Annotated in this window: 27 protein-coding genes; 21 read left to right on the top strand and 6 right to left on the bottom strand. The window is 54.6% G+C overall.

The window, feature by feature from the left end; translation table 11 throughout:
* Positions 1–97: 97 nt before the first annotated feature.
* Entirely contained in the window at positions 98–1,015 is a 918-nt protein-coding gene (locus ACOSDM_RS13235) for a LysR family transcriptional regulator (protein WP_420725016.1), read from the bottom strand.
* 101 nt (positions 1,016–1,116) lie between these two features.
* On the opposite strand from ACOSDM_RS13235, the gene ACOSDM_RS13230 reads away from it, so the two are divergent.
* The 19 genes from ACOSDM_RS13230 (at position 1,117) to ACOSDM_RS13140 (ending at position 19,558) form a co-directional block, all read left to right on the top strand.
* Positions 1,117–2,568, top strand: a complete 1,452-nt coding sequence (locus ACOSDM_RS13230) for an aldehyde dehydrogenase family protein (protein ID WP_420725015.1) — start codon at positions 1,117–1,119, stop codon at positions 2,566–2,568.
* Between the two features lie 5 nt (positions 2,569–2,573).
* Complete coding sequence (locus ACOSDM_RS13225; RefSeq protein WP_420725014.1) at positions 2,574–3,617, top strand: membrane dipeptidase; 1,044 nt, start codon at positions 2,574–2,576, stop codon at positions 3,615–3,617.
* Entirely contained in the window at positions 3,617–5,326 is a 1,710-nt protein-coding gene (locus ACOSDM_RS13220) for a hypothetical protein (protein WP_420725013.1), read from the top strand. Before ACOSDM_RS13225 ends, ACOSDM_RS13220 begins: the two co-directional genes overlap by 1 nt.
* Complete coding sequence (locus ACOSDM_RS13215; RefSeq protein WP_420725012.1) at positions 5,323–5,898, top strand: DUF3726 domain-containing protein; 576 nt, start codon at positions 5,323–5,325, stop codon at positions 5,896–5,898. The genes ACOSDM_RS13220 and ACOSDM_RS13215 overlap by 4 nt, the downstream gene beginning before the upstream one ends.
* Positions 5,899–6,180: 282 nt before the next feature.
* Positions 6,181–7,185: an ABC transporter substrate-binding protein gene (locus ACOSDM_RS13210; RefSeq protein WP_420725011.1), complete on the top strand. Its 1,005-nt coding sequence runs from the start codon at positions 6,181–6,183 to the stop codon at positions 7,183–7,185.
* Positions 7,186–7,301: 116 nt separating this feature from the next.
* On the top strand, positions 7,302–8,174 hold the full coding sequence (locus ACOSDM_RS13205; RefSeq protein WP_420725010.1) for an ABC transporter permease: 873 nt from the start codon (positions 7,302–7,304) through the stop codon (positions 8,172–8,174).
* Between the two features lie 5 nt (positions 8,175–8,179).
* Positions 8,180–9,349, top strand: coding sequence for a quaternary amine ABC transporter ATP-binding protein (locus ACOSDM_RS13200; RefSeq protein WP_420725009.1), 1,170 nt, complete (start codon positions 8,180–8,182; stop codon positions 9,347–9,349).
* A gap of 194 nt (positions 9,350–9,543) precedes the next feature.
* The gene (locus ACOSDM_RS13195; RefSeq protein WP_420725008.1) at positions 9,544–9,942 is read left to right on the top strand and encodes a cupin domain-containing protein; all 399 of its coding nucleotides are present in this window, start codon (positions 9,544–9,546) and stop codon (positions 9,940–9,942) included.
* A gap of 79 nt (positions 9,943–10,021) precedes the next feature.
* Positions 10,022–11,227 carry an ABC transporter substrate-binding protein gene (locus tag ACOSDM_RS13190; protein ID WP_420725007.1) on the top strand — a complete coding sequence of 402 codons (1,206 nt, stop codon included), beginning with the start codon at positions 10,022–10,024 and terminating at the stop codon, positions 11,225–11,227.
* A 15-nt stretch (positions 11,228–11,242) separates the two neighbouring features.
* Positions 11,243–11,992: an SDR family NAD(P)-dependent oxidoreductase gene (locus ACOSDM_RS13185; RefSeq protein WP_420725006.1), complete on the top strand. Its 750-nt coding sequence runs from the start codon at positions 11,243–11,245 to the stop codon at positions 11,990–11,992.
* Between the two features lie 112 nt (positions 11,993–12,104).
* On the top strand, positions 12,105–12,950 hold the full coding sequence (locus ACOSDM_RS13180) for an IclR family transcriptional regulator (protein WP_420725005.1): 846 nt from the start codon (positions 12,105–12,107) through the stop codon (positions 12,948–12,950).
* 150 nt (positions 12,951–13,100) lie between these two features.
* Entirely contained in the window at positions 13,101–13,883 is a 783-nt protein-coding gene (locus tag ACOSDM_RS13175; RefSeq protein ID WP_420725004.1) for an SDR family NAD(P)-dependent oxidoreductase, read from the top strand.
* A 7-nt stretch (positions 13,884–13,890) separates the two neighbouring features.
* Positions 13,891–14,643 carry an ABC transporter ATP-binding protein gene (locus ACOSDM_RS13170; RefSeq protein ID WP_420725003.1) on the top strand — a complete coding sequence of 251 codons (753 nt, stop codon included), beginning with the start codon at positions 13,891–13,893 and terminating at the stop codon, positions 14,641–14,643.
* Positions 14,636–15,358 carry an ABC transporter ATP-binding protein gene (locus ACOSDM_RS13165; RefSeq protein ID WP_420725002.1) on the top strand — a complete coding sequence of 241 codons (723 nt, stop codon included), beginning with the start codon at positions 14,636–14,638 and terminating at the stop codon, positions 15,356–15,358. Before ACOSDM_RS13170 ends, ACOSDM_RS13165 begins: the two co-directional genes overlap by 8 nt.
* 14 nt (positions 15,359–15,372) lie before the next feature.
* On the top strand, positions 15,373–16,257 hold the full coding sequence (locus tag ACOSDM_RS13160) for a branched-chain amino acid ABC transporter permease (protein ID WP_420725001.1): 885 nt from the start codon (positions 15,373–15,375) through the stop codon (positions 16,255–16,257).
* A gap of 47 nt (positions 16,258–16,304) precedes the next feature.
* Positions 16,305–17,228, top strand: a complete 924-nt coding sequence (locus tag ACOSDM_RS13155) for a branched-chain amino acid ABC transporter permease (RefSeq protein WP_420725251.1) — start codon at positions 16,305–16,307, stop codon at positions 17,226–17,228.
* A gap of 24 nt (positions 17,229–17,252) precedes the next feature.
* Positions 17,253–17,552 (top strand): Dabb family protein, encoded by a 300-nt coding sequence (locus ACOSDM_RS13150; protein WP_420725000.1) that lies wholly within the window; start codon positions 17,253–17,255, stop codon positions 17,550–17,552.
* A gap of 24 nt (positions 17,553–17,576) precedes the next feature.
* Positions 17,577–18,359 (top strand): short-chain dehydrogenase/reductase, encoded by a 783-nt coding sequence (locus tag ACOSDM_RS13145; RefSeq protein WP_420724999.1) that lies wholly within the window; start codon positions 17,577–17,579, stop codon positions 18,357–18,359.
* 239 nt (positions 18,360–18,598) lie between these two features.
* Entirely contained in the window at positions 18,599–19,558 is a 960-nt protein-coding gene (locus ACOSDM_RS13140; protein WP_420724998.1) for a Gfo/Idh/MocA family protein, read from the top strand.
* Between the two features lie 12 nt (positions 19,559–19,570).
* Here ACOSDM_RS13140 and ACOSDM_RS13135 read toward each other — a convergent pair whose 3' ends face one another.
* From ACOSDM_RS13135 to ACOSDM_RS13120, 4 genes are all read right to left on the bottom strand, one after another.
* Complete coding sequence (locus tag ACOSDM_RS13135; protein ID WP_420724997.1) at positions 19,571–21,202, bottom strand: GMC family oxidoreductase; 1,632 nt, start codon at positions 21,200–21,202, stop codon at positions 19,571–19,573.
* Positions 21,203–21,596: 394 nt separating this feature from the next.
* Entirely contained in the window at positions 21,597–22,451 is an 855-nt protein-coding gene (locus ACOSDM_RS13130) for a D-amino-acid transaminase (protein ID WP_420724996.1), read from the bottom strand.
* 9 nt (positions 22,452–22,460) lie between these two features.
* Positions 22,461–23,402 carry an N-carbamoyl-D-amino-acid hydrolase gene (locus tag ACOSDM_RS13125; protein WP_420724995.1) on the bottom strand — a complete coding sequence of 314 codons (942 nt, stop codon included), beginning with the start codon at positions 23,400–23,402 and terminating at the stop codon, positions 22,461–22,463.
* 30 nt (positions 23,403–23,432) lie between these two features.
* Positions 23,433–24,245, bottom strand: coding sequence for a class II aldolase/adducin family protein (locus ACOSDM_RS13120; protein ID WP_420724994.1), 813 nt, complete (start codon positions 24,243–24,245; stop codon positions 23,433–23,435).
* A gap of 226 nt (positions 24,246–24,471) precedes the next feature.
* Between ACOSDM_RS13120 and ACOSDM_RS13115 the strand changes: the two genes are divergently transcribed.
* Together ACOSDM_RS13115 and ACOSDM_RS13110 are read left to right on the top strand one after the other, a co-directional pair.
* Entirely contained in the window at positions 24,472–25,233 is a 762-nt protein-coding gene (locus ACOSDM_RS13115; RefSeq protein WP_420724993.1) for an HpcH/HpaI aldolase family protein, read from the top strand.
* A 12-nt stretch (positions 25,234–25,245) separates the two neighbouring features.
* On the top strand, positions 25,246–25,614 hold the full coding sequence (locus ACOSDM_RS13110; RefSeq protein WP_420724992.1) for a carboxymuconolactone decarboxylase family protein: 369 nt from the start codon (positions 25,246–25,248) through the stop codon (positions 25,612–25,614).
* Here the strand turns inward: ACOSDM_RS13110 and ACOSDM_RS13105 are convergent.
* Entirely contained in the window at positions 25,604–26,227 is a 624-nt protein-coding gene (locus ACOSDM_RS13105) for a DJ-1/PfpI family protein (RefSeq protein WP_420724991.1), read from the bottom strand. The genes ACOSDM_RS13110 and ACOSDM_RS13105 overlap by 11 nt on opposite strands.
* Positions 26,228–26,520: the final 293 nt, after the last annotated feature.

Raw genomic sequence — 26,520 nt, 5'->3', positions numbered from 1 at the left:
GACCCGGAATCCGGCTGTCGCGTTTGCGGCTTTGCCGTGCACATGTGTGTCATTCGAACGCCAAAGCTAATCTGCCGCTATCGGTTAATTCTCCGGTTCAGACAATCACGAAGCTTTCCTGCTGGTGGGGGGAAAGCGCGCTGGCCAGTGTCTTCAGGTTCATGCGCAGGAAGGCCTTAAAAGAGCTGGAAACAGGACTTAGAAAGCCGGATTTTCGCTCCAACAGGCCGACAACGCGCTCTGCCGATGTGTCGGCAAGATCCAAGGCGCAGATACCCTCTGGCAGGTTCAGGGTGGTCAGCGCTGGCAAAAGGGTGATCCCGACACCGGCCTTCGCCAGGGCGAAAAGGGACGTGACATTCCGGACCACCATCGTCGATTTTTCCGTCAACTGCAGGAACTGCGGGGCCATGATGGCGTCGGATGATCCGTTTTTTATCAGGGCCTGTTCCTGAAGATTACGCCATTGCAAAGGCCCCGTGATCGCCGTCAGGTCAGACTCAGCGTTGCAGATCACTTTGAACCGATCCCGGAACAGGGGCGTGAAGGCAACAGGCGCGGATGCCTTTGGTGTGCTGGCAATACCCAGATCCGCCTGTCCGGATTCTACCATGGCACAGACATTACGGCTGTCCAGGTCGAACAGTTCGACGGTGATGCCGGGTCGTTCATTGATAAAGCGTGGTAGCAAAAGCGGGATCAGATTAGCCGCAACAGACGGCACAGAAGCAAGCGCCAGATGGCCGATCTTGTCGTGGGCATAGTCCTGTATCATTCGAATGGACTTGTCATAACTCTGGATCTGTTCGCGCCCGGTTTCCAATGTGAATTGACCCAGTGCGGTCAGGCTGTTCTTGCGGTCACTTTCAAATAGCGGATTGCCAAGTTCTTCCTCCAATTGCTTCAAGGTCATGGAGATGGCTGACGCCGTGCGGCCCAATCGGTCAGAGGCGTCCCGAATGTTCCCCAATTCCGCGACAGTAACAAAAACACGCAAAGCTTCTAATTTGATCATGATGTCGAACTTCAGTTATTTTGAAATAAGTAACAGAAATTTCGGTTTGATTGAAGTTGTTTCTTGTCCGATTTTGATTTTCGTATTTTGAAAGGAAGGTCATGGCAGAGACATACAACAATCTGATCGGGGGCGAATGGGTGCCAGGTGCGGACCCTATCGCCAACATCAATCCATCTGATGTGACGGATACAATCGGCCTTTATGCTCAGGCGACTGCCGCGCAACTTGATCATGCGGTTGCGGTTGCCAAGAATGCCCAGCGCGAATGGCAAAAGACTGGTCTGGAACAGCGGCAACAGGTGCTGGATGCAGTCGGTCGGGAATTAATGGATCGGTCGGAAGAATTAGGTCGCCTGTTAAGTCGGGAAGAGGGAAAGCCGCTGGCGGAAGGTAAGGGCGAGGTTTTTCGTGCCGGACAGTTCTTCTGCTATTATGCCGCCGAAGTCCTGCGACAGATTGGGGAAACAGCGGATTCCGTGCGCCCGGGAATAGAGATTGATATCCGGCGGGAGCCTATGGGCGTCGTTGCGGTGATTTCCCCCTGGAATTTTCCAATTGCAACGGCAAGCTGGAAGATCGCCCCGGCCTTGGCCTATGGCAATGCCGTGATCTGGAAGCCGGCAAACCAAACCCCGGCTTCCGCCTGGGCGTTGGCGGAAATACTGACGCGGGTTGGTTTGCCTGTGGGCACGTTTCAATTGCTGATGGGGCCTGGCGCTGCGATTGGGAACGCCCTGGTCGGGCATCGGGATGTGGATGCCGTCACGTTTACAGGATCCTACGCCGTTGGGCGACAGGTAGCCGCTGCCGTGGCGGGAAATCTTGGGAAGTACCAGTTGGAACTGGGCTCTAAGAATGCCCTGCTGGTGATGGATGATGCGGATCTGGATCTTGCCGTTGCCGCTGCCGTTAGCGGGGGCTATTCAGGAACCGGTCAGAAATGCACGGCATCGTCCAGATTGTTGGTCCACAGTGCGGTTCATGACGCTTTTGTCGACCGGCTGGCGGACGCCCTAAAATCCATGAAGGTCGGGCCTGCCCTGGCACCACAGACTCAGATGGGACCTGTCGTCAGTGATACGCAATTGGCGGCAAATCTGCGCTGGATGGGCCAGATCAAGCAGTCGGGGGCCAGGATCGTTTATGGTGGGGAGCGAATAACCCTGGAACAGGATGGTTTTTATATGACCCCAGCCCTGATCAGCGAATCGACCAATGATATGCCGTTCAATCGCGAAGAAATGTTTGGGCCAATCGCAGCGGTCCAGAGAATTGAGTCCTATGAAGAAGGACTCGCCGTCGCAAATGACACTGATTATGGATTGGTCGCGGGTATCTTTACCGCATCCCTGGCGCGCGCGACCCATTTTCGGAGACATATTCAAACCGGGTGTGTCACTGTGAACCTGCCAACCGCCGGGACGGATTATCATGTTCCCTTTGGAGGCAGAAAGAATTCCAGCTCTGGCCCCAGAGAACAGGGGCGTGCAGCGGCAGAGTTCTATACGCAAGTGAAAACCGCTTATATCCGAGCGGGCGAGCCGGAGTGATGTCTATGCCCTTAAAACCGTCGATGCTGATTGTTGATTGTCTTCAATATTCCAATTGGTCGGAGTCTATTTTCCGTGAAATGCGGGAAGGGGGTGTTAGTGCCGTCCATGTGACGATCGCCTATCACGAGACGTTTCAGGAAATGGTCCAAAAGGTTGCCCATTGGAACCGCTTGTTTGAGCAACACGCTGACCTGATTTTTCTGGGCCGCACGGGCGACGATATAAGGCGCGCGCAGGCAGAGGGGCGCACGGCTATTTTCTTTGGCTTCCAGAATCCCTCCCCCATTGAAAGTGATATCGGTCTGGTGGAAATCTGCCATCAGTTGGGTGTTCGGTTCATGCAGTTGACCTATAATAATCAGTCTCTGCTGGCGACAGGCTGTTATGAAGTGAATGATACCGGTATCACCCGATTTGGCAGGCAAGTGATCGGCGAAATGAACCGGGTTGGTCTGGTGGTGGATATGAGCCATTCAGCGGAACGCTCTACCCTGGAAGCAATCGAAATTTCAACACGTCCCATCGCGATCACCCATGCTAATCCTGCTTGGTGGCATGGGGCTTTGCGCAATAAAACCGATGATGTTCTGAAAGCATTGTCGCAATCAGGCGGCATGTTGGGCTTTTCCCTATATCCCCATCACCTCAGGCAGGGCAGTGATTGCCCCCTGGATGACTTCTGCACCATGGCGGCAGAAGCGGCCAGTCGATATGGTGTCGCAAGTCTGGGGCTGGGATCAGACCTGTGTCAGTCCCAGCCGGATTCCGTTGTAACCTGGATGCGCAATGGGCGATGGTCCAAACAAACTGATTATGGGGAAGGCAGCGCCAAGAGCCCGGGCTTTCCAGATCAACCCAGCTGGTTTTCTGATAATCGTGATTTTCTGAATGTTGCCGAAGGACTGAAAGCTGTCGGGTTTAATGATGGGGAAGTGGCGGGATTGATGGGGGAAAACTGGCTTCGATTCTTTGATCTGTCTTTTGGAAGCGCCGCTTCAGGGAATGCGTCCTTCGAAGATACCCCCATTGGGGTCGCGAGGGGATAATGCATCCATCGCCAGCCCACGTTCCCGTCCAGCAACCAAAGGCCTTGCGCGATCCGGACACTGTGATGCGGTTGGCGCGTATGGGGGCATCCTTTCCGACCCGGTTGAGCTTTATGCGAGCCCTGATACGGCGTATGGCGGCACAGAAGGTCACGGTTACACGACCGGTTTGGGAGATGAATGCGGCCGGATATGGGCGCGCGGTATATTCGCTTCACCTGTCGGGCCATACATACAGTCTGGTCGCCTTTTCCACCGAACTGGCGGATGAAGATCGAACCGATCGTGTAATCGCACAGGCCTGGGACAGCTCTTATGTTCTGTTTGATGGCACCCCGACTCGGGCAGACCTGGATCGACTGCAGGAGAATGCTCCTCGTCAGGAAGCCGGGCGCTTTGAGGAGACGGACCTGGTCTTAAGCCGGGCCAATAAATCTGTCCGACTTTTTAATCATGTCGTGGAGTGTCTGGCGGCTGGACAGCAACCGGCGGTGGACCTGGTGTCGGCAACCGGCTATCTGATGCGTACAACGGCCGTTTATGGGAATGGAAAATTCGGCATTGCGGATCGGGCGGTCATTCAAGATCGACCGGCCCTGGCCGGGCCGTTCCAGGCCGAAATGCTGACAGTCTGGCTGATCCGTGGATTTACTCATGATCTGGTCAGTCACATCGCCGCCTGTCGGGCACCCGATACGGCGGTGTCATTATCCCCTGCCTTCAGGCGGGCCCTGGGTATTGGCAATTCGACAGGTCTTGGCATGGCACCGTTTCTGGTCAGCCATCCAATCCTGATGAACAACTGGATTCTTGCCCGGGAAACCGCCCTGGCGGAGGTTCGAGGGCTGGAATCGACAACAGAAGCGACCCGTGCAGACTGTGTTTCATTGATTGCACGGGTTGCGCGGCACCTGGATCAATGGGTAGTTCCAGATGAACAGCATATGAACCGGATCACGGTTCTGCGTCGGGAATGGCAAGAATTACAGCAAATCGTGACGTTGGATTGGCTGTTGGGAAACGCCTATCCCTGGGACCGATTGATGGCATTGTCGGAAAACTGGGGGCTGGATTGTCAGGAACTGGTTGTGGCCCTGATTCTGGAACCCCACGGTGATCTGGTTGATGGGTATACGGAGTGTATGGACAGCTCCCATACTCCTCGCCTGGACCCCACAATGACGGTGGAAGTGCTGCAAGAGTATGTGCAGACAGGATGCATTTGGGCACTGAAGATTGATTTTCAGACCCCGGTGTCTACCAGCCAATTCTGGTATGTGTCCGAAGAAAAGCTGGAGCCGCGCCTTGGGCTGCGGGAGGAAGAGCCCGGTGCGGATAGGGAATTGCCGCTGGATATCGCCCGTCAGATACAGGCCCTATACAGAGATTTACAGGCGGCAATACCGGGCCACACTGTGGCGCAGTTTCTGTTAATCCACCCGGAACATCGCTATTGTGTGCGACGGGTTCAGACGATGATGCGCTATCCATATTCTGAAATCCGGGACAATCTGATCGGCCAGGCATGTCGCCCTATCGACATGCTGCGGTGCAAGCTGGCCTTCTTCGGGGCGGCTAAATTCGATCCAAAATCGGATCGGTGGACTCGTATCACCCTGTATCAAGGCGCACCGCTGGCTGAGGATATCCAAACAGGCGCAGCGGCTTGTGATGATTGGTGGCTGCCTGTTCTGGCGCTGAACCCATGACATATTCATTGAATGAGATTTCCAGCCTGATGCTGAAAGCGGCGCGAGGATCCGGACTGCCCATGGGCTTGGCGGAAGACTGCGCCGCAGCAGGAACCTGGTTGATTTGCCACGGTCAGGATGGGGCCGCTGCTGTCTGGGAGGGCCTGGTATCCAGGGGTGTGATTTGGAAGGGGCCGTCGCTTCTGGATCAGGTCATTGCCCGCGGAATTGATAACCCTCAGACTGTTCAGATCATGGATGCCCCCCTGTTGTTTCTGGGCATGGCCGGTGTTGTTTCAGCTCAGACCGGTACGCAGATCCGAATTGAATTCTTAAATGGCTGCCACGCGGTCCTTGACCCTGATGGAATGACCGTTACCGGCATTTTGAGCGGTGGCGGTGATGCTGTTGTAACGATGGTGCGGGGCTCTGGCGCGCCGCCGGGAATTCATACCCCCCGGACAACGCGTGTGGATATCTCCCCTGCATTAATCCGGTCCCTGACTGAACGTGCGGCCTTAACCTATGTCCCTGCAACGGCGGAATCACGCCAGCGCGGCGCCGGGGCAGGCCTGACCGATAATGATTAGAGTATCGCCATGCATGAATGCGTGGCACGTATTGCCGATTGTTGTAGCGCGAGAGTTCGAGTTCTCGGAATGCGCTGTGGTTTTCAACGGTTGGGGTTTTCGACGGTTGGACAGTGTCACAGGGTGATTTGTCCGGCATTCTCATTATTTCAATAAATCTGAAATTAAAATAAATTATTTCGATTTGTCTGAAATAAATTCATGGGTCATCCTTATTGCAAGCAAACAAGTCTGCTGTTCTGGCGGGCGCATGGGAACAGGTATTGCAAGGGGATTGAGACGATGAAGGGTTTTAAAACGATTTTCGCTGGGGCACTTGTGGCCGCAGCCCTTGGCACGACGACACCGGCTTTTGCAACGGAATGCGGAACCACGGACAAAATTACGATTGCAGAGATGACCTGGCTATCCGCCAGCACTTTGGCGCATATCACCAATAAGATTCTGGCGGACGGGTATGGCTGCACGACAGAGGTTGTGCCGGGCGATACCGTACCGACCGCAACATCGATGCTGTCAAAAAGTGAGCCTGATATCGCACCGGAACTGTGGGTTTCGACCGCTGCCTCCATCTGGGAACAGATGATGGAAAAAGGCAATGTCTATAAGGCGGGTGACATTTTTGAAAGCGGCGGTGAAGAGGGCTGGTGGATTCCAGATTATGTTGCAAAAGAACATCCTGAAATTCGCTCGGTGATGGATTTGAAAGCAAATGCGAAAGTCTTCGCGGATGTGTCCAATCCGGATATGGGACGGCTGTATGGCTGCCCTCCAGGCTGGGGATGTGAAATCATCACCAACAATCTTTTCAAGGCTTTGGGGCTGGGCGAGACTTTCGAGCTGTTTTCGCCGGGGTCGGGAGCAAATCTGAAAGCCTCCTTTGCGCGCCAGGTTACCCGTGACAAGGCAATAGTCGGCTATTACTGGGGCCCGACCGACGTGATTGGGAAATACAATTTGGTCAAGTTGGAAATGCCTGCCTATGACGCCGACAAATTCAAATGTCTGACGGATATGAATTGTGCGGATCCTCAGGTGTCGGGTTGGGCTGTTGGCGAAGTGGCCGTGGCCGTCGTGACGGAACTGAAAAACAAGGCCCCCAATGTGGCCGAATTCCTGTCCAAGCTGCAGGTTCCGAATGCGGATATCAGCAAGGTCTTGGCCTGGGGCGATGACAACAAGGCCTCCCCGGAAGAAGTCGCGGCATATTTCTTCAAGAATTATGAGCCGATCTGGACCAAATGGGTGCCCGCAGATGTAGCGGATAAAGTGAAAGCGTCCCTGTAACGGTCGCCGAGTATTTCACGCTGAACCAGGTGGACAATGATGTAGAGTATTGAGGCGGGTTTTAACTGAAGCCCGCCTCGATCTTTCGGGCCCCACGTTTTTAGAGGAATAGGATCGTGACCCAGGATTTCCCTGAAATTATTGATACCAGAGCGCTGCGTATCTTCATCGATGACGCTTTTAACCAGGTCGTCATCAATTATGGCGAGGCGCTGGAAATAGCATTCCTGCCGGTCCTGCGCATGCTGTCTGGTATTGAAAGCTTCCTGTTGTGGTTGCCGTGGTATGTCGTGCTGATTTTGTTATGTGGGGCGACCTATTGGGCGGCGCGCAGTTGGGCCGCGACGATGGGCACAGCTGTGATGCTGTTTCTGATCGGCGTGGTGGGGATCTGGGAACCGGCGATGGCAACGATCGCGCTGATGCTGACGGCAACCCTGATGGCAGTCCTGATCGGCATTCCTGTCGGAATCGCCATGTCCAGATCCAATGTGATGCAATCGGTCGCGTTGCCTTTGTTGGACATTATGCAAACGATGCCAATATTTGTGTATTTGATCCCCTTTGTCATGTTGTTCGGTCCAGGTAAAATTCCGGCCCTGCTGGCAACAATCGTTTTTGCCATTCCGCCGGTCATCCGATTGACCAATCTGGGCATACGGCAGGTGGATGCCGAGATTATTGAGGCAGTAAGTGCCTTTGGGGCGACACCGGGCCAGCGATTGCTGACGGCGCAAATTCCCCTGGCTTTGCCAACCATCATGGCAGGCATCAACCAGACTACGATGATGGCGCTGTCCATGGTCGTGATCGCGTCGATGATCGGGGCTGGTGGACTGGGATATCAGGTGCTGCAGGGCATTCAGCGACTGGAAGTCAGCCGTGGCCTGTTGTCTGGTCTGGGAATTGTCTTTCTGGCCATCGTGTTTGATCGCATTGCCCAGGCCTATGGCCGTCGGGTTCAACGTCATCTGAAGCTGGAATCATAACGGTCATGACAAAAGACATAAAAATCCAGGTCGACAATATCTATAAGATCTTCGGTCCCGACCCGGCCAGTGTTCTGGAACAGGTCAAGGCCGGAACAATCAGCAAATCGGAACTGTTGGCACAAAGCGATCATGTGATCGGGCTGCGGGACATCAGTTTGCAGATACCGGCGGGGGAAACCTTTGTCATTATGGGTCTTTCCGGTTCCGGGAAGTCTACATTGATCCGCCATTTCAACCGCCTGATTGAACCGACAGCCGGGCGCATTCTGATTGATGGTGTTGATGTCTTGGGCCTTAGCACACGGGAGTTGAGGGATTTCAGGCGGCATAAGATATCCATGGTGTTTCAGCGGTTTGCCTTATTGCCGCACAAGACCGTCCTGGAGAATGTGATTTATGGTCTGCGGATCAGTGGCATGGATCGGAAATCGGCCCTTGAAAAAGGACGGGAGCAGATAGAGCTGGTCGGGTTGAGCGGATTTGCCAATCAATATCCCAGCCAATTGTCGGGTGGCATGCAACAGCGTGTCGGGTTGGCCCGGGCATTGGCGACGGATGCAGATATCCTGTTGATGGACGAGGCGTTCAGTGCCCTGGACCCGCTGATCCGAAACGAAATGCAGGATCAATTGAAAGACCTGCAGGCCCGGTTGCATAAGACGATCCTGTTTATCACCCATGATCTGGATGAAGCGCTGCGCATTGGTGATACAATTGCCATTCTGAAGGATGGAGAATTGCGGCAGGTTGGCAAAGGGGCCGATATTCTGATCAATCCAGCGGATGACTATGTGCGTCGTTTTGTGAAGGATGTGAACCGAAGCCGGGTCGTTAAGATTGGCGCGTTGATGAAGCCGGTTGAGATGATGTCCCTGCATAATGCCAATTATCGCCAGTGCCAGGAAATCCTGGATCGTGATACCGGTGTCGCCCTGTGTCGGGATGATGATCCGGTGCAGGTTTTCAGCCCGGATATGAAAAACACCCTGACGCCAAGCTGTATTGACGATTGCGCCACAAGGCAGGAAATGACACCGGTCGTGTTGGAAACATTGTCCCTTGAAGAATGCTTCCCAAGCTTTGCCAAAGGGGATGGCGCGCTTCTGGTCCGGGATGAAAAGGGGGCGGTTAAAGGAATGGTCTCCATGAAATCGGTTATGGCCGCCCTCTAGGCGGACCAGGTCTTTTCAATTATTGAAATAGCGGGTGTTTCAGTGCCCCCCACAGGATTGCCCTGTGGGGGTAAATTGCCTTTGAACGCCGTATATCTCAAAATAAGATTTTATAGACAAATCCCATAATGTGAGATAACCTTAATTTATAAAGTAAGTAAGAACGCGCTTAAGCGCGGATTATGGAGGAAATTATGGCGATTGAAACGCCCGGTCTGGCTGGTCAGGAAAAACTGACGCCGCTTGATTCCCGATATGTGACCGTGGACGATTTGTCTTGGAAACCAACCCAGGTGCCCGGGATCGATATGAAGATTCTGATGCAGGACAAGGAAGCTGGACTTCTGACGGCATTGTTCCGTTGGGAACCCAATACGCGCTTGCCGCTGCATGAACATGTTGAGGTGGAACAAACCTATGTTCTATCCGGCTCCATCGAAGATGATGAAGGCACTGTCAGTGAAGGTAATTATGTCTGGCGCCCAAAAGGCAACCAGCACTATGCCTATTCACCCAATGGCGCTCTTGTCCTGTCCTTCTTCCTGCGACCGAACGTCTTTTTAGAGCAGTTCGCTGGAGAGAAGTTGGAGTAGGGAGTTGGTCCAGGACCATCCCTGATCCACAGAAAAAGTTCAATTAAAACACCCAAATCAAAAAAGATGGGAGGAAACTATGCGTAAACTAGCCCTATATGCAGGCCTTGTTACGGCCCTTTTTGTTGGAAGCGCTCAGGCGCAAGTGTCTGATGACGTCATTAAAATCGGCGTGTTGAATGACCAGTCCGGCAGCTTCGCCGATCTGTCTGGTCCCAATGGCGTGATCGCTGCGGAAATGGCGGTCGAAGATTTCGGTGGTACGGTTCTTGGCAAGAAGATTGAAGTTGTCTCTGCCGATCACCAGAACAAGGTTGATATCGGCCTGGATATCGCTCGCAAATGGTATGAAAGTGAAGGCGTTGATCTGATCATCGATGTGCCGAATTCGGCAATTGCTATTGGTGTGAACGATTTGACTCGTGATCTGGACAAGATTGCGATTTTCACCAGTGCTGGCTCATCGGCTCTCACGGGGGCGAAATGCTCTCCGAATGGTATTCACTGGACCTATGACACCTATGCCCTGGCGCGCGGTGTTGCCACGGCCATGCTGGAAAATGGTGACAAGAGCTGGTTCTTCCTGGTCAGTGACTATGCGTTTGGCCATGCGCTGCGGGCAGATGCCGGACAGGTCGTGGAAAACAATGGTGGCACCATCGTTGGTGAAGTGAAGCATCCGCTGAACACCGCTGATTTTGCTTCTTACCTCTTGCAGGCTCAGGCTTCGGGCGCACAGGTTATCGGTCTTGCCAATGGCAGTGCCGACACCGTGAACTCGATCAAACAGGCCAATGAATTCGGGATTACCCAATCTGGTCAGAAATTGGCGGCCCTGTTGTTCTTCCTGACCGATGTGCATTCCTTGGGCCTGGATCTGGCCGCAGGCGTGAACCTGGTGGAAGCCTTCTATTGGGATCAGACGGACGAAACCCGTGCCTGGTCTGAACGGTTCTACAAGCGTACCGGTGTGATGCCGACCATGCTGCATGCCAGCGATTATGCGGCTGTTATGCATTACCTGAAGGCCGTCAAGGCTGCCGGTACCGATGCCAGTGGCCCGGTTCTGGAGAAAATGAAAGGCACGAAGATCAACGACTTCTTCACCAAGGATGCCTATATCCGTGAAGATGGCCGCGTGATCCGCGATATGTATCTCTACAGCGTGAAGAACAAATCCGACTCCAAGCGCGATTGGGATTATTATAACGTCGTGCGCACCATTCCGGGTGAGCAAGCTTTCCGTCCCTTGGCTGAAAGCGAGTGCCCGTTGGTCAAGAAGTAAGGGTTTACTTTCTTCATGACCCTCTTGCCTCAGACTAGAGCGATCGTCACCGGTGCCGCCCGAAAGGACGGCATCGGTTGGGCGGTCGCTCAACTTTTTCTTTCAAATGGTGCACAGGTTGTTCTGATTGACATGGATCAGGACGCCGTCCAGTCCTCAGCGACAGAGATGGGGGCCTTGGGTGCAATTGCCTGTGATGTCTCTGACCAAGGCGCGGTTCGGACTGCGGTTGCCCAAGCTGTTGCCCTGTTGGGCGGCCTGGACTGCGTGGTCAACAGCGCAGGGATCGTGAATGCAACCCGCCTGAGTGACATTACCGACGCCGATTGGCATCGCATGATTGATGTCAATCTGGGGGGAACTTTCAATCTTCTGCAAGCCGCAATCCCTGCTATGACAGAGGGTAGAAACGCCAGTTTTGTGGCCATATCCTCCATGGCGGGAATGCGCGGCGGTGGCTTGTTGGGCAGCAGCCATTATGCTGCATCAAAGGCCGGAATTCTGGGGTTGGTCAAAGGGGCCGCGCGGGAATTGGGCCCGGCAAAGATACGCGTCAATGCCCTGGCGCCTGGAATAGTCGATACCAGCATGACCCGCGGCAAATTCGGGCCGGATTGGGAAAAAATGCTGTTGGATCAAATTCCCCTGGGACGGTTCGCAAGTCCCGATGACATTGCCAAAGCATGCCTGTTTCTGGCCAGCGACCTTTCATGCTATATGACGGGTGTCACACTGGATGTGAATGGTGGATATTTCCTGCATTAAGTGGACAGAAGTGTCGGTTCAGCTAAATAATACTCTATGATGCAAAATTCGAATGATTGGGCCCTGCGGTTAGGGCAGATGTTTTTGAATGGCTTCTTAAGGAATTATCATTTTGGCGACTAAGATGGACGATACGGCAGCGCGGCGGGGCAGCAGCGCTGATCGCATGTTGGGAATTCTCGATTACTTCACGACGGAAACCCCGGCCTGGACCGTTGACGCCCTGCAAGCAGAAATGGGTGGATCCCGCGCCACCACCTATCGCTATGTTAAGGCGCTGGTGGATGCGGGTCTGTTGGCACCAGCGGCTGGCGGGGCCTATGTTCTGGGCGCGCGCATCATTGAACTGGATCGGCAAATACGGCTGTGTGATCCGCTATTGGCGGCGGCGCGTGATGTTATGTCGCGTGTTTGTGATGAGTATCAGGCCAATCTGATGCTGTGCAGTTTCTATGGTGAAAAGGTGATGTGCGTTCATCAGGAATGGATCGATGCGAAGGTCCAGTCCAGCTATGAACGCGGCCGCCCGATGCCGCTGTTTCGCGGTGCGACCGCCCGGATGATCCTAGCCTATCTGCCAACCTATCAGCAAAAGAACCTGCTGTTGAATCACGCAAAGGAGATTGCGGATTCTGGCCTGGGCGAAACGTGGGAAGAGTTTCGTGGCAACCTGAAGGCAATGCGGCGGGATGGAAGTTGTGTGTCTTTTGGACAAATCGATAACACTTTGGTGGGAATTGGTGCGCCGATTTTCCTGGGTCAGGGGGATGTCACAGGCAGCCTGTCTTTCATCGTGTCGCGCGCGGGCTTGAAAGACACCCGTATTGAAGAATTGCGGGCTGCGGTAAAAGTCGCAGCGGCGGAGATATCAGAGCGTTTGGATCTGGTGATGTCTGTCACGAATGGCGGAAATCAGGCGTCGCGATCCCCCCGCCGATTGGCGGCGGGAACGCATTAATATTTGATTTCTTTCTATAAACCCATTCAAAATTCATATTGCAATAATTCATAAAAATCTTATATAGTGAGATTAAGGCAAATGACTTAACGAATTGCCAAGATGGATGGGCATGAATGCCCGCCGCTATATAGGAAGGAACGCCAGATTATGATCGACGCAGAATATTTGCGCCGTACATTCGGGTTGGAAGGGCGTGTTGCTCTTGTGACCGGCGCTGCACGGGGATTGGGCTTTGCCATATCTGAGGCGCTTGCCAAAGCAGGTGCTCATGTTGTGATCAACGATGTTGGCGCGCAAGCCGCAGACGAAGCCGTTGCCGCGCTTCGTAATCAAGGATTTTCAGCGGAACCTGCCGTGTTCAGCGTCTCTGATGAGGCGGCTGCGGATGCAGGCGTAAAGGCGATTATCGAAAAGCACGGCCATTTGGACATCATTGTCAGCAATGCCGGCAATCAGAATCGCAAACCTTTTCATGACTATACCCGCGACGAATGGGACTCATTGTTTGATGTCCATATCAACGGGGCGTTCCATGTGTTGCGGGCGGCATTGCCATCAATGCAGAAGAATGGCTTTGGCCGCGTCGTCATGATGTCGTCCGTTGCCAGCCGTGCATCGCGTGGCGCCATCTCTCTGTATGCGACGGTGAAGGGTGGCTTGGCATCAATGACCCGGGCGCTGGCGGTGGAATATGCGGGTCAGGGGATTACAGTCAACGCCCTGGCACCAGGCTTCATGCAGACGGAATTTACCACGGCGCTGCAATCCAATGAAGAGTTTCAGGATTACATCAAACGCGACGTGCCGCTGGGACGCTGGGGCAAGGCTGAAGAGCTTGGCCCGGCTGTGATCTATCTGACCAGCCAGGCTGGCGACTTTGTAAATGGGGAGGTGCTGACAATCGACGGCGGCCTTCTGGCGAAGTTCTGAGGCCGTCATGTCAGATTATATCTTAGAAACACAAGGCCTTGTGAAGGCCTTTGGTGGCTTTACGGCAGTCAAGGATGTTGCCCTAAAGGTTCGCTCCAACACGGTCCATGCCCTGATTGGCCCCAATGGCGCAGGCAAGACCACAGTTTTCAATCTTCTAACCAAATTTATGCCACCAACCAGCGGGCAGATCTTTTTCAAGGGCAAAGAGATTACCAATAAGACCCCCGTGCAGGTTGCGCGGCAGGGGCTGGTTCGGTCTTTTCAGATTTCGGCGGTGTTCTCTGGCCTGACGGTGTTTGAAAATTTGCGTGTCGCCTTAGCGCGACCTTTGGGTTTGTCGTATAAGTTCTGGCGGCATCTGGACAGTTTGAAATCGACCGATGCACGGGCCACTGAGTTGATGGAAGCCGTTGGCCTGACGGAATTTCGCGATATCCGGGCGGCCGATCTTGCCTATGGCCGAAAGCGTGCGCTGGAATTGGCGACGACTTTGGCCCTGGATCCTGAACTGGTGCTGTTGGATGAACCAATGGCGGGCCTGGGTCAGGAAGATATCGCCGGTATCAGCAAGCTGATTCATGCCCTTAAGGCCGACCGCACGGTCATTATGGTGGAACACAACCTGTCCGTCGTGGCGGATCTGTCTGACACGATCACGGTCCTGCAACGGGGTGAAATTCTGGCGGAAGGCAACTATGCCAGCGTCTCCACCGATAAGCGCGTCGTGGAAGCCTATCTGGGAGGTGACTATGAGTGATACATCCTCCAACAAATCGGCCGTGCTGAAGGTTGAGAATCTGCAAGCCTGGTATGGGGAATCCCACATTCTGCATGGCATGACATTCGATGTGAACGAAGGCGAGGTTGTGACATTGCTGGGGCGCAATGGCGCGGGCAAGACGACGACGTTGCGATCGATCATGGGGATTGTTGAAACGCGCACGGGCATGGTTGAAATCAATGGCAAATCCGCTTTGTCTGTTCCTGCCCATATGATCAGTCCCATGGGTATAGCCTATTGCCCGGAAGAACGCGGGATATACAAATCGCTGACCGTCCGGGAAAACCTGATGTTGCCGCCAGTGATCGCACCGGGTGGTATGACCGTTGACGAGATATTTGAGCTGTTCCCCAATATCGCGGAACGGTTGAACAGCGGCGGTGGCAACCTGTCTGGTGGGGAGCAGCAAATGCTGGCCATCGCCCGCATTCTGCGCACGGGCTGCCGCTTGCTGTTGCTGGATGAGCCGACGGAAGGTTTGGCCCCCGTCATTGTTCAGGCCATCGGGCGGGTTTTGAAAACGCTGAAATCCCGTGGCTATACGATCCTGCTGGTTGAACAGAATTTCCGGTTCGCCGCGACCGTGGCTGATCGTCATTACGTCGTCGAACATGGACAGGTGATCGATCAGATAGCCAATTCCGATATCGGACGTGAAAGCGGTCGATTGCACGAATATCTGGGCATTTAAGGGGGGGCGTGGATATGGATATTTTCGGTGTGCCGATCCAGGCCTTGCTGGGGCAAGTTCTTATCGGTCTGATCAATGGGGGATTCTATGCGATCCTCAGCTTGGGTTTGGCACTGATCTTCGGATTGCTGAACATCATCAACTTTGCCCATGGGGCTGTCTATACTGCTGGGGCGTTTGTCGCCTGGCTGTTGCTGGAACATCTGGGGATTGGCTATTGGGGGGCGTTGCTGTTCGCGCCGGGCATCATCGCCTTGATTGGCATATTCCTGGAAAAGACACTTGTATCGCAGATCTATCGACAGGATCATCTGTATGGCCTGTTATTGACCTATGGTATGGCGCTGATCATCGAAGGTGGCTTCCGTCAAGGCTATGGCGTATCGGGTATTCCCTATAACCTGCCAGAGACGTTATCGGGTGGGGTTAATCTGGGATTCATGTATCTGCCGATCTATCGCGGTTGGGTCGTGGTTGTTTCCTTCGTGGTCTGTTTCCTGGTCTGGTATGTGATTGAGCGCACGAAGCTTGGCTCCACATTGCGGGCGGCGACGGAAAACCCGGCTTTGACCAAGGCCTTTGGCATCAATGTGCCCAGACTGATCACGCTGATCTATGCCCTGGGGGTTGGATTGGCGGCCTTTGCCGGTGTGTTGGCGGCCCCGATCTATCAGGTCAATCCTTTGATGGGGTCCAATCTGATCATTGTTGTCTTTGCCGTCGTGGTGATTGGCGGCATGGGGTCGATCATGGGCGCCATCGTCAGCGGCTTTGCGCTCGGGGTTGTAGAGGGACTGACCAAGGTCTTCTACCCGCCGGCCTCGCAACTGGTGATCTTTATATTCATGGCGGCCATTCTGCTGATCCGGCCCGCTGGACTGTTTGGGAGGAAGCAATGAACCAGGTCAATCTCTCCAGCCCGGCGGCAAATCCACGTCGTGGCACGATGCAGCGGACAGTGTTTACAGGCGCTTTGATCCTGCTGGCCTGTCTGGCACCTGCAGTGCTGTACCCGACCTTCCTGATGAAGGGGTTGTGCTTTGCCCTGTTCGCCATGGCCTTCAATCTGCTGATTGGCTATGTGGGGCTGCTATCTTTTGGTCATGCGGCCTTTTTCGGGGCGGCGGCTTATATCGTGGGGCATGCGTTGAAGGTCTGGGGCCTGCCCATTGAACTGGCCTTAGTGATCGCCACCCTGTCTTCGGCTTTTCTGGGCACGATTGTCGGCTGGCTGGCCATTCGACGCCAAGGCATCTATTTCGCAATGATAACCCTGGCCTTGTCACAGGTGGTCTATTTCGTTGCCTTGCAGGCACCCCAGACCGGTGGAGAGGATGGTTTGCAGGCCATTCCGCGCGGTGTCCTGTTCGGCCTGTTTGATCTGTCGGACAGCCTGGTTCTGTACTATGTCGTGCTGGCGATTTTCCTGGTCTGTTTCTTCATGATGCAGCGGATTGTATCCTCCCCCTTTGGGGAAGTGCTGCGCGCCATTCGCGATAATGAACCCCGGGCGGTGTCATTGGGGTATCAGGTTGATAATTACAAATTGCTGGCCTTTACCCTATCCGCGGGCCTGTCAGGACTGGCCGGGGCATTGAAGGCCATCGTGTTTCAGATCGCATCCCTGTCGGATGTGCATTGGCATGCCTCGGGAGAGGTGGTGCTGATGACCCTTTTGGGTGGCATTGGGACGGCTATGGGACCCGTGGTTGGCGCGTTCACTTATGTCGCGTTACAGAACTATCTGGCACCGTTTGGATCCTGGGTCTTCATCATCCAGGGGGTGGTGTTTGTTCTGTGTGTCCTGGTCTTCCGGGATGGCATTGTGGGTCTATTGGGTCGCATCCGGAAACGCATTGGCTTCAATTAACAGTCTCTAGAGGTGGGAATTCCTATGTCAGTCTTTTATCACGTCGTTATGATGAAATATCGCGACGGTGCGGATGCGGCCTTTCATGAAAAGGTTCAGGAGTATTGCCAGGCCATACAAGAGGCCTGCGCCGGCGTGCTGTCTTATGATTATGCGACGAACAAGGCGACCCGATCCCAAGGGTACGATTATGCCATTCTGGCGCGGTTTGAAAGCGAAGCCCATCATGATGCCTATCAGATCGACCCCAATCATGTCGCGATGAAGACATTCATGGCGACCCAGATCGAAAAGATGGTCGTGCTGGATTGCACCGCGTCTTAAGGCTGACTGCATTAGGGGACGGAGATGGATCTTAACCTGGCGGGTAAGACGGCCTTGATCACGGGGGCCAGCAAAGGGATCGGTCGTGCCATTGCTGTGGCTTTGGCTCAGGAAGGCTGTGATCTGATCCTGGTGGCACGGGATGGGGTGGCATTGAACACCCTTAAGGCTGAATTGCTGCGGCGATTTTCCTGTTCTGTCACTGTATTCAGCGGGGATCTGTCCCAATCTGCCGATCAGGATAAACTGCATGAAACCCACGAGGAAATCGACGTCCTGGTGAACAATGCCGGGGCGATACCGGCGGGGTCATTAGACGCGGCGGATGAGGATCAATGGCGACGCGCCTGGGACCTGAAGGTTTATGGCTATATCAATCTGTGTCGTTTGTATTTGACCGCTCTGCAACGTCGGGGATCGGGCGTCATCGTCAATGTGATCGGCAATTCTGGCGAGCGCGTGAATCCGAATTACATCATGGGCAGCAGCGGCAATGCGGCCCTGATGGCCATGACCAAGGCATTGGGCGCAAAGTCACCCGATTTTGGGGTGCGCGTTCTAGGCGTAAATCCCGGTGTCACCGCCACAGAACGGGCGGAAACCATGGTGCGATCCTACAGCCAGACCCGGTTTGGCACGCCCGATCGGGGGGCGGAGATCCTGGCCGACATGAACCTGCCTTTCGGGCGCATGGCAAAGCCTGAAGAAGTGGCAGATCTTGTCACTTTCCTGGCCTCTGACCGCGCCCGCTATATCAGCGGCACAATCGTCACAATCGACGGCGGCAGTGCCAACCGGAATTTTTAAGACGACCTCTCTTACCGTGATATCTTGCCAAAGCTGGTTTACGCTCGACGCTTAGGGTTTGAGCTACCGGTTCAGGATTTGATATAGGAGTGACTGACCCTTGTATGAAAACAGGGGCAGGCACAGACAACGGATTTTCTCGTATCGATGCTCATGACCGGTTAGAGAGGATATGTGATGCTCCTCTCTATTGTGGCAGGGTTGGGTATTGTCAGTATTTTGTGGAAGGGTAGGCCTAAATGAGTTCCGAGGCTAAGAATTTTGCGTTGATTGGGGCGGCTGGTTATGTCGCGCCCCGCCATATGCGCGCGATCAAGGAGACGGGGAACAATTTGTTGATCGCCCTGGATCCCAATGACAGTGTTGGCGTCATCGATTCCTATTTCCCGAATGCAGATTTCTTCGTCGAGTTTGAGCGGTTCGACCGGGGCTTTGACAAGCTGCGCCGCAACGGTAAGCGTATTGAATATGTCTCAATCTGCTCGCCCAACTATCTGCATGACGCCCATATTCGATTCGCGCTGCGCAATGGGGCGAATGCGATCTGTGAAAAGCCGGTTGTGCTGAACCCCTGGAACCTGGAAGCGCTGATCGATATTGAAAGTGAGTTTAACAGCACGGCCAATTGTATCTTACAACTGCGCCTGCACCCGCAGATTCAGGCGTTGAAAGCACAAATTGCGGCGGCCCCAAAAGATCAGATCTTTGATGTCGATCTCAGCTACATCACGTCGCGTGGGCATTGGTACTTTACCTCCTGGAAGGGTCAGGACAATAAATCAGGCGGCATTGCGGCCAATATTGGCGTTCATTTCTTTGACATGCTGGCCTGGGTGTTTGGCGATGTGACGAAGAATGACGTGCATATCCATTCAGGCGATGTCGCGGCAGGCTATCTGGAATTTGAACGGGCGCGGGTCCGTTGGTTCCTGTCGATCAATTCCAAATACCTACCGGATACTGCCAAGGCAGCGGGACGAACCACCCACAGATCCCTGACCCTTGAAGGCAAAGAGATTGAATTTTCAGAAGGCTTCGTGGATCTGCATACCAGAAGCTATGAAGAAGTCTTTGCTGGGAATGGCTTCACCTTGAAAGACGCCCGCGCCAGTATTGGGATCGTCAGCGATATCCGGAAAATAGCACCAAAGGGACTGACCGGAGAATTCCATCCCTTCTGTTCACTGGTTCAAGACTGATCGTCCCGGACGTTATCCTTGTGCGTCTTCCAGAATCATTGACGCTCCTTTTGCGCCGATCATCATCGCAGACGCATTTGTATTGCCGGAAATGATTGTCGGATAGATGGACAGGTCGATGACCCGCAATCCCTGCAATCCATGGACTCGCAGCCGCGAATCCACAACGGCGGCGGCGGGGTCGGGACCCATGCGACAGGTGCCGCTGGGATGGAAGACCGTGCCGCCGCGCTGGCGGATATCTTCGATCAGGTCCTCATCGCTTTGGCACTGTGGGCCGGGGACAATTTCATCCTCAATCAGGGCGGCCAGGGCGGGATGTTGGGCCAGTTGACGCACGAATTTCACGCCTTGCAGCATTTCCTGCATGTCTTCCTCATCCTCGAAGGGATTGGCGACAATGCGCGGCGGGGCAAAGGGATCATTGGACGTGATTTCCAGATATCCCCGGCTGCGCGGATGACAGTTTGACAGGCCCAGCGAAAACCCTGGAAACGGATCTGGCGTCAGTAATGGCCGCTCCCCCAGCCGGGGCTGAAGCGTCGAGAAGGCCTGCAGATACAGTTGCATATTCGGGCGGTTGCGGCTGGGATTAGTGCGAAAGAATCCCCCCGCCTGATTGATGCTTCGGCTCAACGGGCCAGACCGCGTCAGCAGATAGCGCATGCCAACCCATAGCTTACCCCACCAGGGCCGCAGGATTGTGTTCAAGGTCGGGATGCGGGCCTTAAAGGTGATGTTCAGTCCCTGATGATCCTGCAGATTTGCCCCGACCTGCGGCTGGTCCAGCACGGGGTCTATGCCATGCTTGCGCAACAAATCCGCTGGCCCGACACCAGACAATTGCAGCAATTGGGGGGAGTTGATCGCCCCGGCGGAAACAATAACTTCCCGCCCGGCATGCAGGGTCTTTTCCTGCCCACCCTGTTGAAACACCACGCCGGTCGCTCGTTTGCCGTCAAACAGGATGCGTTTCGCCTGAGCCCCGGTCAGTACGGTCAAATTCTTGCGACCCATGGCGGGACGCAGGAAGGCCTTTGCTGAGGAATGGCGGCGGCCTTTTCGGGTCGTTACCTGATAGAAGCCGACGCCTTCCTGGCTGGGTCCGTTAAAGTCCTCATTCAGGGGCAGGCCCAACGCCTGACCGGCCTCGAAATAGGCGGCGCATAATGGATGGGCATCCCGATCGGCGCGGGATACATGCAAAGGCCCCTTGTCCCCGCGAAAGTGATTGGACCCCCCATCATAGGTTTCCATTTCCTTGAAGATGGGCAACACACTGTCCCAATCCCAACCGGGATTGCCAGCCTCTGCCCAACCATCGAAATCCTGCTGTTGGCCGCGGATATAGACCATGGCGTTGATCGAACTGGACCCGCCCAGTAATTTCCCGCGCGGCCAGAAATCAGGACGCCCACCCAGGCCTTTGCTGGGTTCGGTCGTGTAGCACCAATTTACGGCCTTGTTATAGAACAGCTTGCCATAGCCCAGAGGGACGGTGACCCAAAATCGCCGGTCTGTACCCCCCGCTTCCAACAGGCAGACAGTATAGCGACCATCTGCTGACAGGCGGTCTGCCAGGACGCATCCAGCTGATCCAGCCCCGATGATAATGTAATCGTAATCGGAGGAATGTGAGGCCAAGGAACCCTCATATGGTGACGGTTGAGAGCGTTAGAGAAAACAGACGACACACTGACAGTTCCGCAATCGCAATCCATAAGAAAAGCGGTGTAAATTATCATTCTCAAGACATTAGTGTGGTGCGCGATTATTTGGAATCACCAGGATCTCTTTATCGGCCTGTCGGCTAGAAGAGAGCGTGCAGGCGATGTGGTTCATGGTCAAACGCTCTCGACGCCGTCCGACGGGCCGATAAAGGGACCAAAGGCGCTGTTTGCGGCGCTCCGGGCCGCGTCGCCTTCCGCTTGCGATGCCCCGCATCGGTTCGCGAAACGCTCCTAACCGGAGCACCGCAAACAGCGTCCTGGTCGATCCCAAATAACCGCGCACCACACTAGTGAAAGACACCTTGTTCTTAGATCGCGTCCTTGTGGATGAAATCCATATAGATGTCTTGCAGGCGGCGCGTGACCGGGCCGGGTTTGCCGGTGCCCAGAACCGCCTCATCAATCTGCACCACCGGGCAGACAAAGGTGGAAGCCCCAGTGATAAAGGCTTCATCGGCACTATGTGCCTCGTCGAGTGTGTACAGCCGCTCATCCAGTCCGATATCCCCGTCTTCCAGGATTTTCAGCAGTGCCTTGCGGGTACAGCCATGCAGAATGTCGTTCGATAGGGGGCGGGTGATGATGGTGTTGTCCTTGATAATATAGAAGCTGGTCGCGCCGCCTTCGGTTACATAGCCATCCTGATGCATCAGGACCTCCGCACCGCCCGCTTCTTTTGCTGTCCATTTTGCAAAGACGCTGCCCATCAGGCCAACGGTTTTGATATCGCGGCGGCCCCAGCGGATATCAGGCGCGCTGATCATTTTGATGCCGTCCTGGAATTCCTGGCGGGTGACGTCGCTCTTGTGCTGCGCAAACATGAAAACCGTGGGTTTCATGCCTTCCGGTGGCAGGAAATCCCTATCCCCGGTGGAGCCTCGGCTGATCTGCATATAGACGAGGCCTTCCTCCACCTGATCACGTTTCACCAATTCGCGCATTACGCCCAGAATATCGTCATGGGTCAGGGGGGCAGGCATCCGCATTTCATCCAGGGACCGATCCAGCCGCTGCATATGGGACGCGAAATCCAGCAGCTTGCCATTGATGACCCCAGCGACTTCATAGATCGCATCGGCAAACAACAGGCCCCGATCAAAGATGGACACCGTGGCGTCTTCCGGCGCGCAATAGCTGCCGTTGATGTAAACTGTGCGTGGCATGATATCCCCTTAGAAACTTTCGATGGGTGGCAAAGGGTCGCCGGCCCCGACCCGCTCTGTAATCAATCCATAGGCTTCCGGGCGGCGATGGCGGGCGAAATTGAAAATCTCCCGCTTGAAATATTGTGCCTGGTCGAAGTCACAGCGGGCGCTGATCACCTCATCTTCCAGGCTGGAACATTGCGCTACAACCTCGCCAGTCGGGGCAATGATCATGCTCTGGCCAATCATCTCAAAGCCTTCTTCATTGCCACATTTCGCAGCAGCGGCAACCCAGCAGGCATTGTGATAGGCCCCGGCCTGCATGGTCAGGGAATTGTGGAAATTAGCCAGGGCCTCAGCCTGAAACGGCTCCCCCAATCCGACCGGGGTGTTATAGCCAAGAGTAATTAACTCGGCCCCTTGCAGGCCCATGACGCGATAGGTTTCCGGCCAGCGACGGTCATTACAGATCGCCATGCCAACGCGCCCCTCCAGGGCCTCATAGACCGGGAAGCCCAGATTGCCGATATCAAAATAGCGCTTTTCCAGATGCTCCCCTTTGCGGCTGGGGTCCGGCTCAACATGGCCCGGCAGATGAACCTTGCGATACTTGCCAATGATCTTACCGGTCCCATCGGTCAGGATGGCTGTGTTATAGTGCTTTCCCTTGGTCTTCTCTGCATAGCCCAGATAGAATCCGATCCCCAATTCCGCGGCCGTTTCAAACAGGGGTTTTGTTTCCGGGCCGGGCATTTCCGCTTCAAAAAAGGCTTCCAGTTCCGGGTCGCCCAATTGATAGACCCAGCGGGGGAAAAAGGTTGTCAGCGCCAGTTCCGGAAAGACGAGGAAGCGGCAATTGCGCCCCTTCGCCTCTTTCAGCATTTCGATCAGTCGCTTGACCACCTGCGGGCGGGATTCACTTTTAGCAATCGGGCCCATTTGGGCCACACCAATAACGCCGCCACGCATTTATGTCTCCTTAAGCAATGGCCTGCCGGGTCAGTTGAACATTTCCGGTTTCGTGGCCAGGATGTTTTCGTAAAGGGGTTGGAAGTGCAGCCAGCCGATATATTCACTGCCGACATGTTCGCGGCTATAGCGGGCGCGGTCTTCCGGGATATGAATGGGCTTATGGCCGGTCGCTTCGATCAGCAATTGCTGTTGGCAGCACCGCTCTAGTGCGATGAACCAGAAGGCGGCGGAATCGATGCTGTGGCGGCTGGCGGTCAGCAGGCCATGATTCTGGTGGATCGCGGCCTTCACACCGGTAAAGGCCTTGGCAAAATTGGCCCCGGCATCGGCCTCGACGGCCACCTGTCCGGCCTCTTCCAGAACCACCGCGTGGTCTTCAAAAAAGGCACAGGCATCCTGTGTGATCGGCTCCAGCGGGCGACCCAGGGCCGCGAAGGCAGTGCCATAGATTGAATGGGCATGGCACATTGCCAGAATATCGGGATGGGCGGCATGGATCGCAGCATGCAGGACAAAGCCCGCCCGGTTGACCGCATAATCACCTTCGATAACCATTCCGTCATGATCGACCAGGATCAGGTTGGACATGGATACCTGGGCAAAATGGACCGCCATTGGATTTGTCCAATAAAGCTCCGGGTGTTCCGGGTCGCGCACGGTCAGATGACCGGCAAACCCATAATCCAGCCCGTGTTCGGCAAAGGCATGACAGGCAGCGACAAGCCGTTTCTTGCGATCCATACGCAATTCTTCGGGGGAGTTGAATTTAGGTTCTTCCGGAAAAATACGACCGGGTTGTTCCGGTTGATAAATCGATGTGCGTGTTCCTAGGTCAGGCATGACTCTCTCTCCCGATTTGGCTGCTTGTTTTGGCCAATATGTTCACGCTATGTGAACAAATTAGCGTGCGATCTTCTATTACAGGCATCATTGTGTCCCGATGCGACGTTTATCGCCGCTGCGAATAACTCTACGCAGGGTCCAAGCCTGGATCAATGGCGTTAGCGGCACAACTTTTGTAACGGCCTGACAGGGATGCTGGGGCTGAGATCGGGGAGGAAAGACAATGGACATTCAGAAAAATAAGTTTAAGGCAGCCCTTGCGGCAGGACAATTGCAGCGTGGCTTGTGGAGCAGCCTGTGCAGCCCGATTGTCGCTGAAATACTATCCCGGTCCGGTTTTGACTGGATATTATTTGATGGTGAACACGCCCCGTCTGAAATTGCCGATCAGCAACCCTTGCTGCAGGCCGCTGCAGCGGGTACGGCAACGTCTGTGGTGCGGCCCGCTTGGAATGACCCTGTGATGATCAAGCGGGTTTTGGATATCGGTGCGCAATCTGTGTTGCTGCCCTTTGTCCAAACACCTGAAGAGGCGCAGAGCGCGGTGCGTGCCTGTCGCTATCCCCCGCACGGTATTCGCGGTGTCGGCGGGATGCATCGCGCCAGTGCGTATGGTCGCATTCAGAACTATGCCCAGAATGCCAATGATCAAATCTGTATCCTGGTTCAGGTCGAAACCATGGAGGCAATGGGGCAGATATCAGAGATCGCTTCGGTCGAGGGTGTGGATGGTGTGTTTATCGGGCCTGCGGATCTGTCCGCTTCTATGGGATATCTGGGCAATCCCGGTCATCCAGAGGTGCAGGAGGTCATAAAACAAGCCGCACAAAAAATCCGCGCCGCTGGCAAGGCCCCTGGTATTCTGGCGACGACTGCGGTAGATGCGAAGCGCTATATCGACTGGGGCTTCCTGTTTGTTGCCTGCGGGATGGATTTAAAACTGTTGGTCCAGGGCGCTGACGATCTGTTGGCGGAAGTACGGTAAGGAGGAAAGACCATGGATGAAGACCTGTTCAAAAAGGGACTGGAAAAACGTCGCGCGACGCTGGGGGCGGATTATGTTGATAAGAACCTGGCCGCCGCAGATGATTTTACCCGCCCGTTTCAGGAGGCGATGACCGCCTGGTGCTGGGGCTTTGGCTGGGGTGATGAGGTGATCGACGCCAAGACCCGTTCTATGATGAACCTGGCGATGATCGGGGCGCTTGGCAAAATGCACGAATGGGAAATCCATTGCCGGGGCGCGATCACCAATGGTGTCTCAAAGGAAGAAATCCGGGCCATCATTCATGTTGTTGGCATTTATTGCGGCGTTCCCCAGGCCCTGGAATGTTTCCGCACCGCCCAGAAAGTCTTCAATGAGTAGCGGCAGCCTGTTGAACAGGCAGGAAAGGCTGGACCGCTGTGATGGCGCGCGCCACATAGTCTTCTTTCTGTCCAACGGGCGCGACATAGTGGATCGCCGCTTTCGCAGCGTCGGTTCCAGCGCCCCGCATCAGAATCCAGGTCGCCAGATACTGGGATGCCAGGCATCCCCCCGCTGTCGCGATGTTACCATCGGCATAGAAAGGTTGATCCAGAACCTCTACGCCGGCCTCGATCACCCAAGGCTTGGTGGTCAGGTCGGTGCAAGCGGGCCGGCCCCCCAACAATCCTAATTTCGATAACAGCAGCGTTCCCGAGCATTGTGCGCCAATCAACTGACGGGTCGGGTCCAGCTGGATTTGCGCCAACAGGGCGGCGTCTTTTGCGATGTCGCGGGTTTTCATGCCGCTGCCGATCAGGACCGCATCGGCCTGTGCAGCAAATTCCAGCGGCTTTTCCGCTTGAATAGTGACGCCATTCATCGAGGTGACGGTTTCTGAAGGGCAGGTGATAAAAGCTTTCCACCCCTGTGGTCGCATCCGGTTCAATATGCCAGCCGCGATGAATGAATCCAATTCATTGAAGCCATCAAATGTCAGCACCGCGATTTGCATGGCCATCTCCCTTACCAATGGTTCTCGTCGGTAAGCAGGCTAGGGTGATCTTTTCTCACCGGCAATCGCTAGAATGTCACCATGACATTAAAAACCTGACAGCAAATGCGCGTTGTTACGCACGAAACTGAAGAGAAAATGTATGTCTAAAAGAGAATGAAGTTATCTAGGCTCAGGACCCATAAACTGGGTTCCCTTGGCGCTGCAAATCTGATTCAGACCTTCCATGAACAAGGAGGTTCTGATGAGCACTCATCACTTTTGGCTATCGGATTCACAATTCGAGCGTCTTC

It is taken from the genome of Hwanghaeella sp. LZ110 (genome assembly GCF_048892525.1).
Lineage (GTDB): Bacteria > Pseudomonadota > Alphaproteobacteria > UBA8366 > Aestuariispiraceae > Pacificispira.
This window is presented reverse-complemented; position numbering and strand designations above follow the sequence as displayed.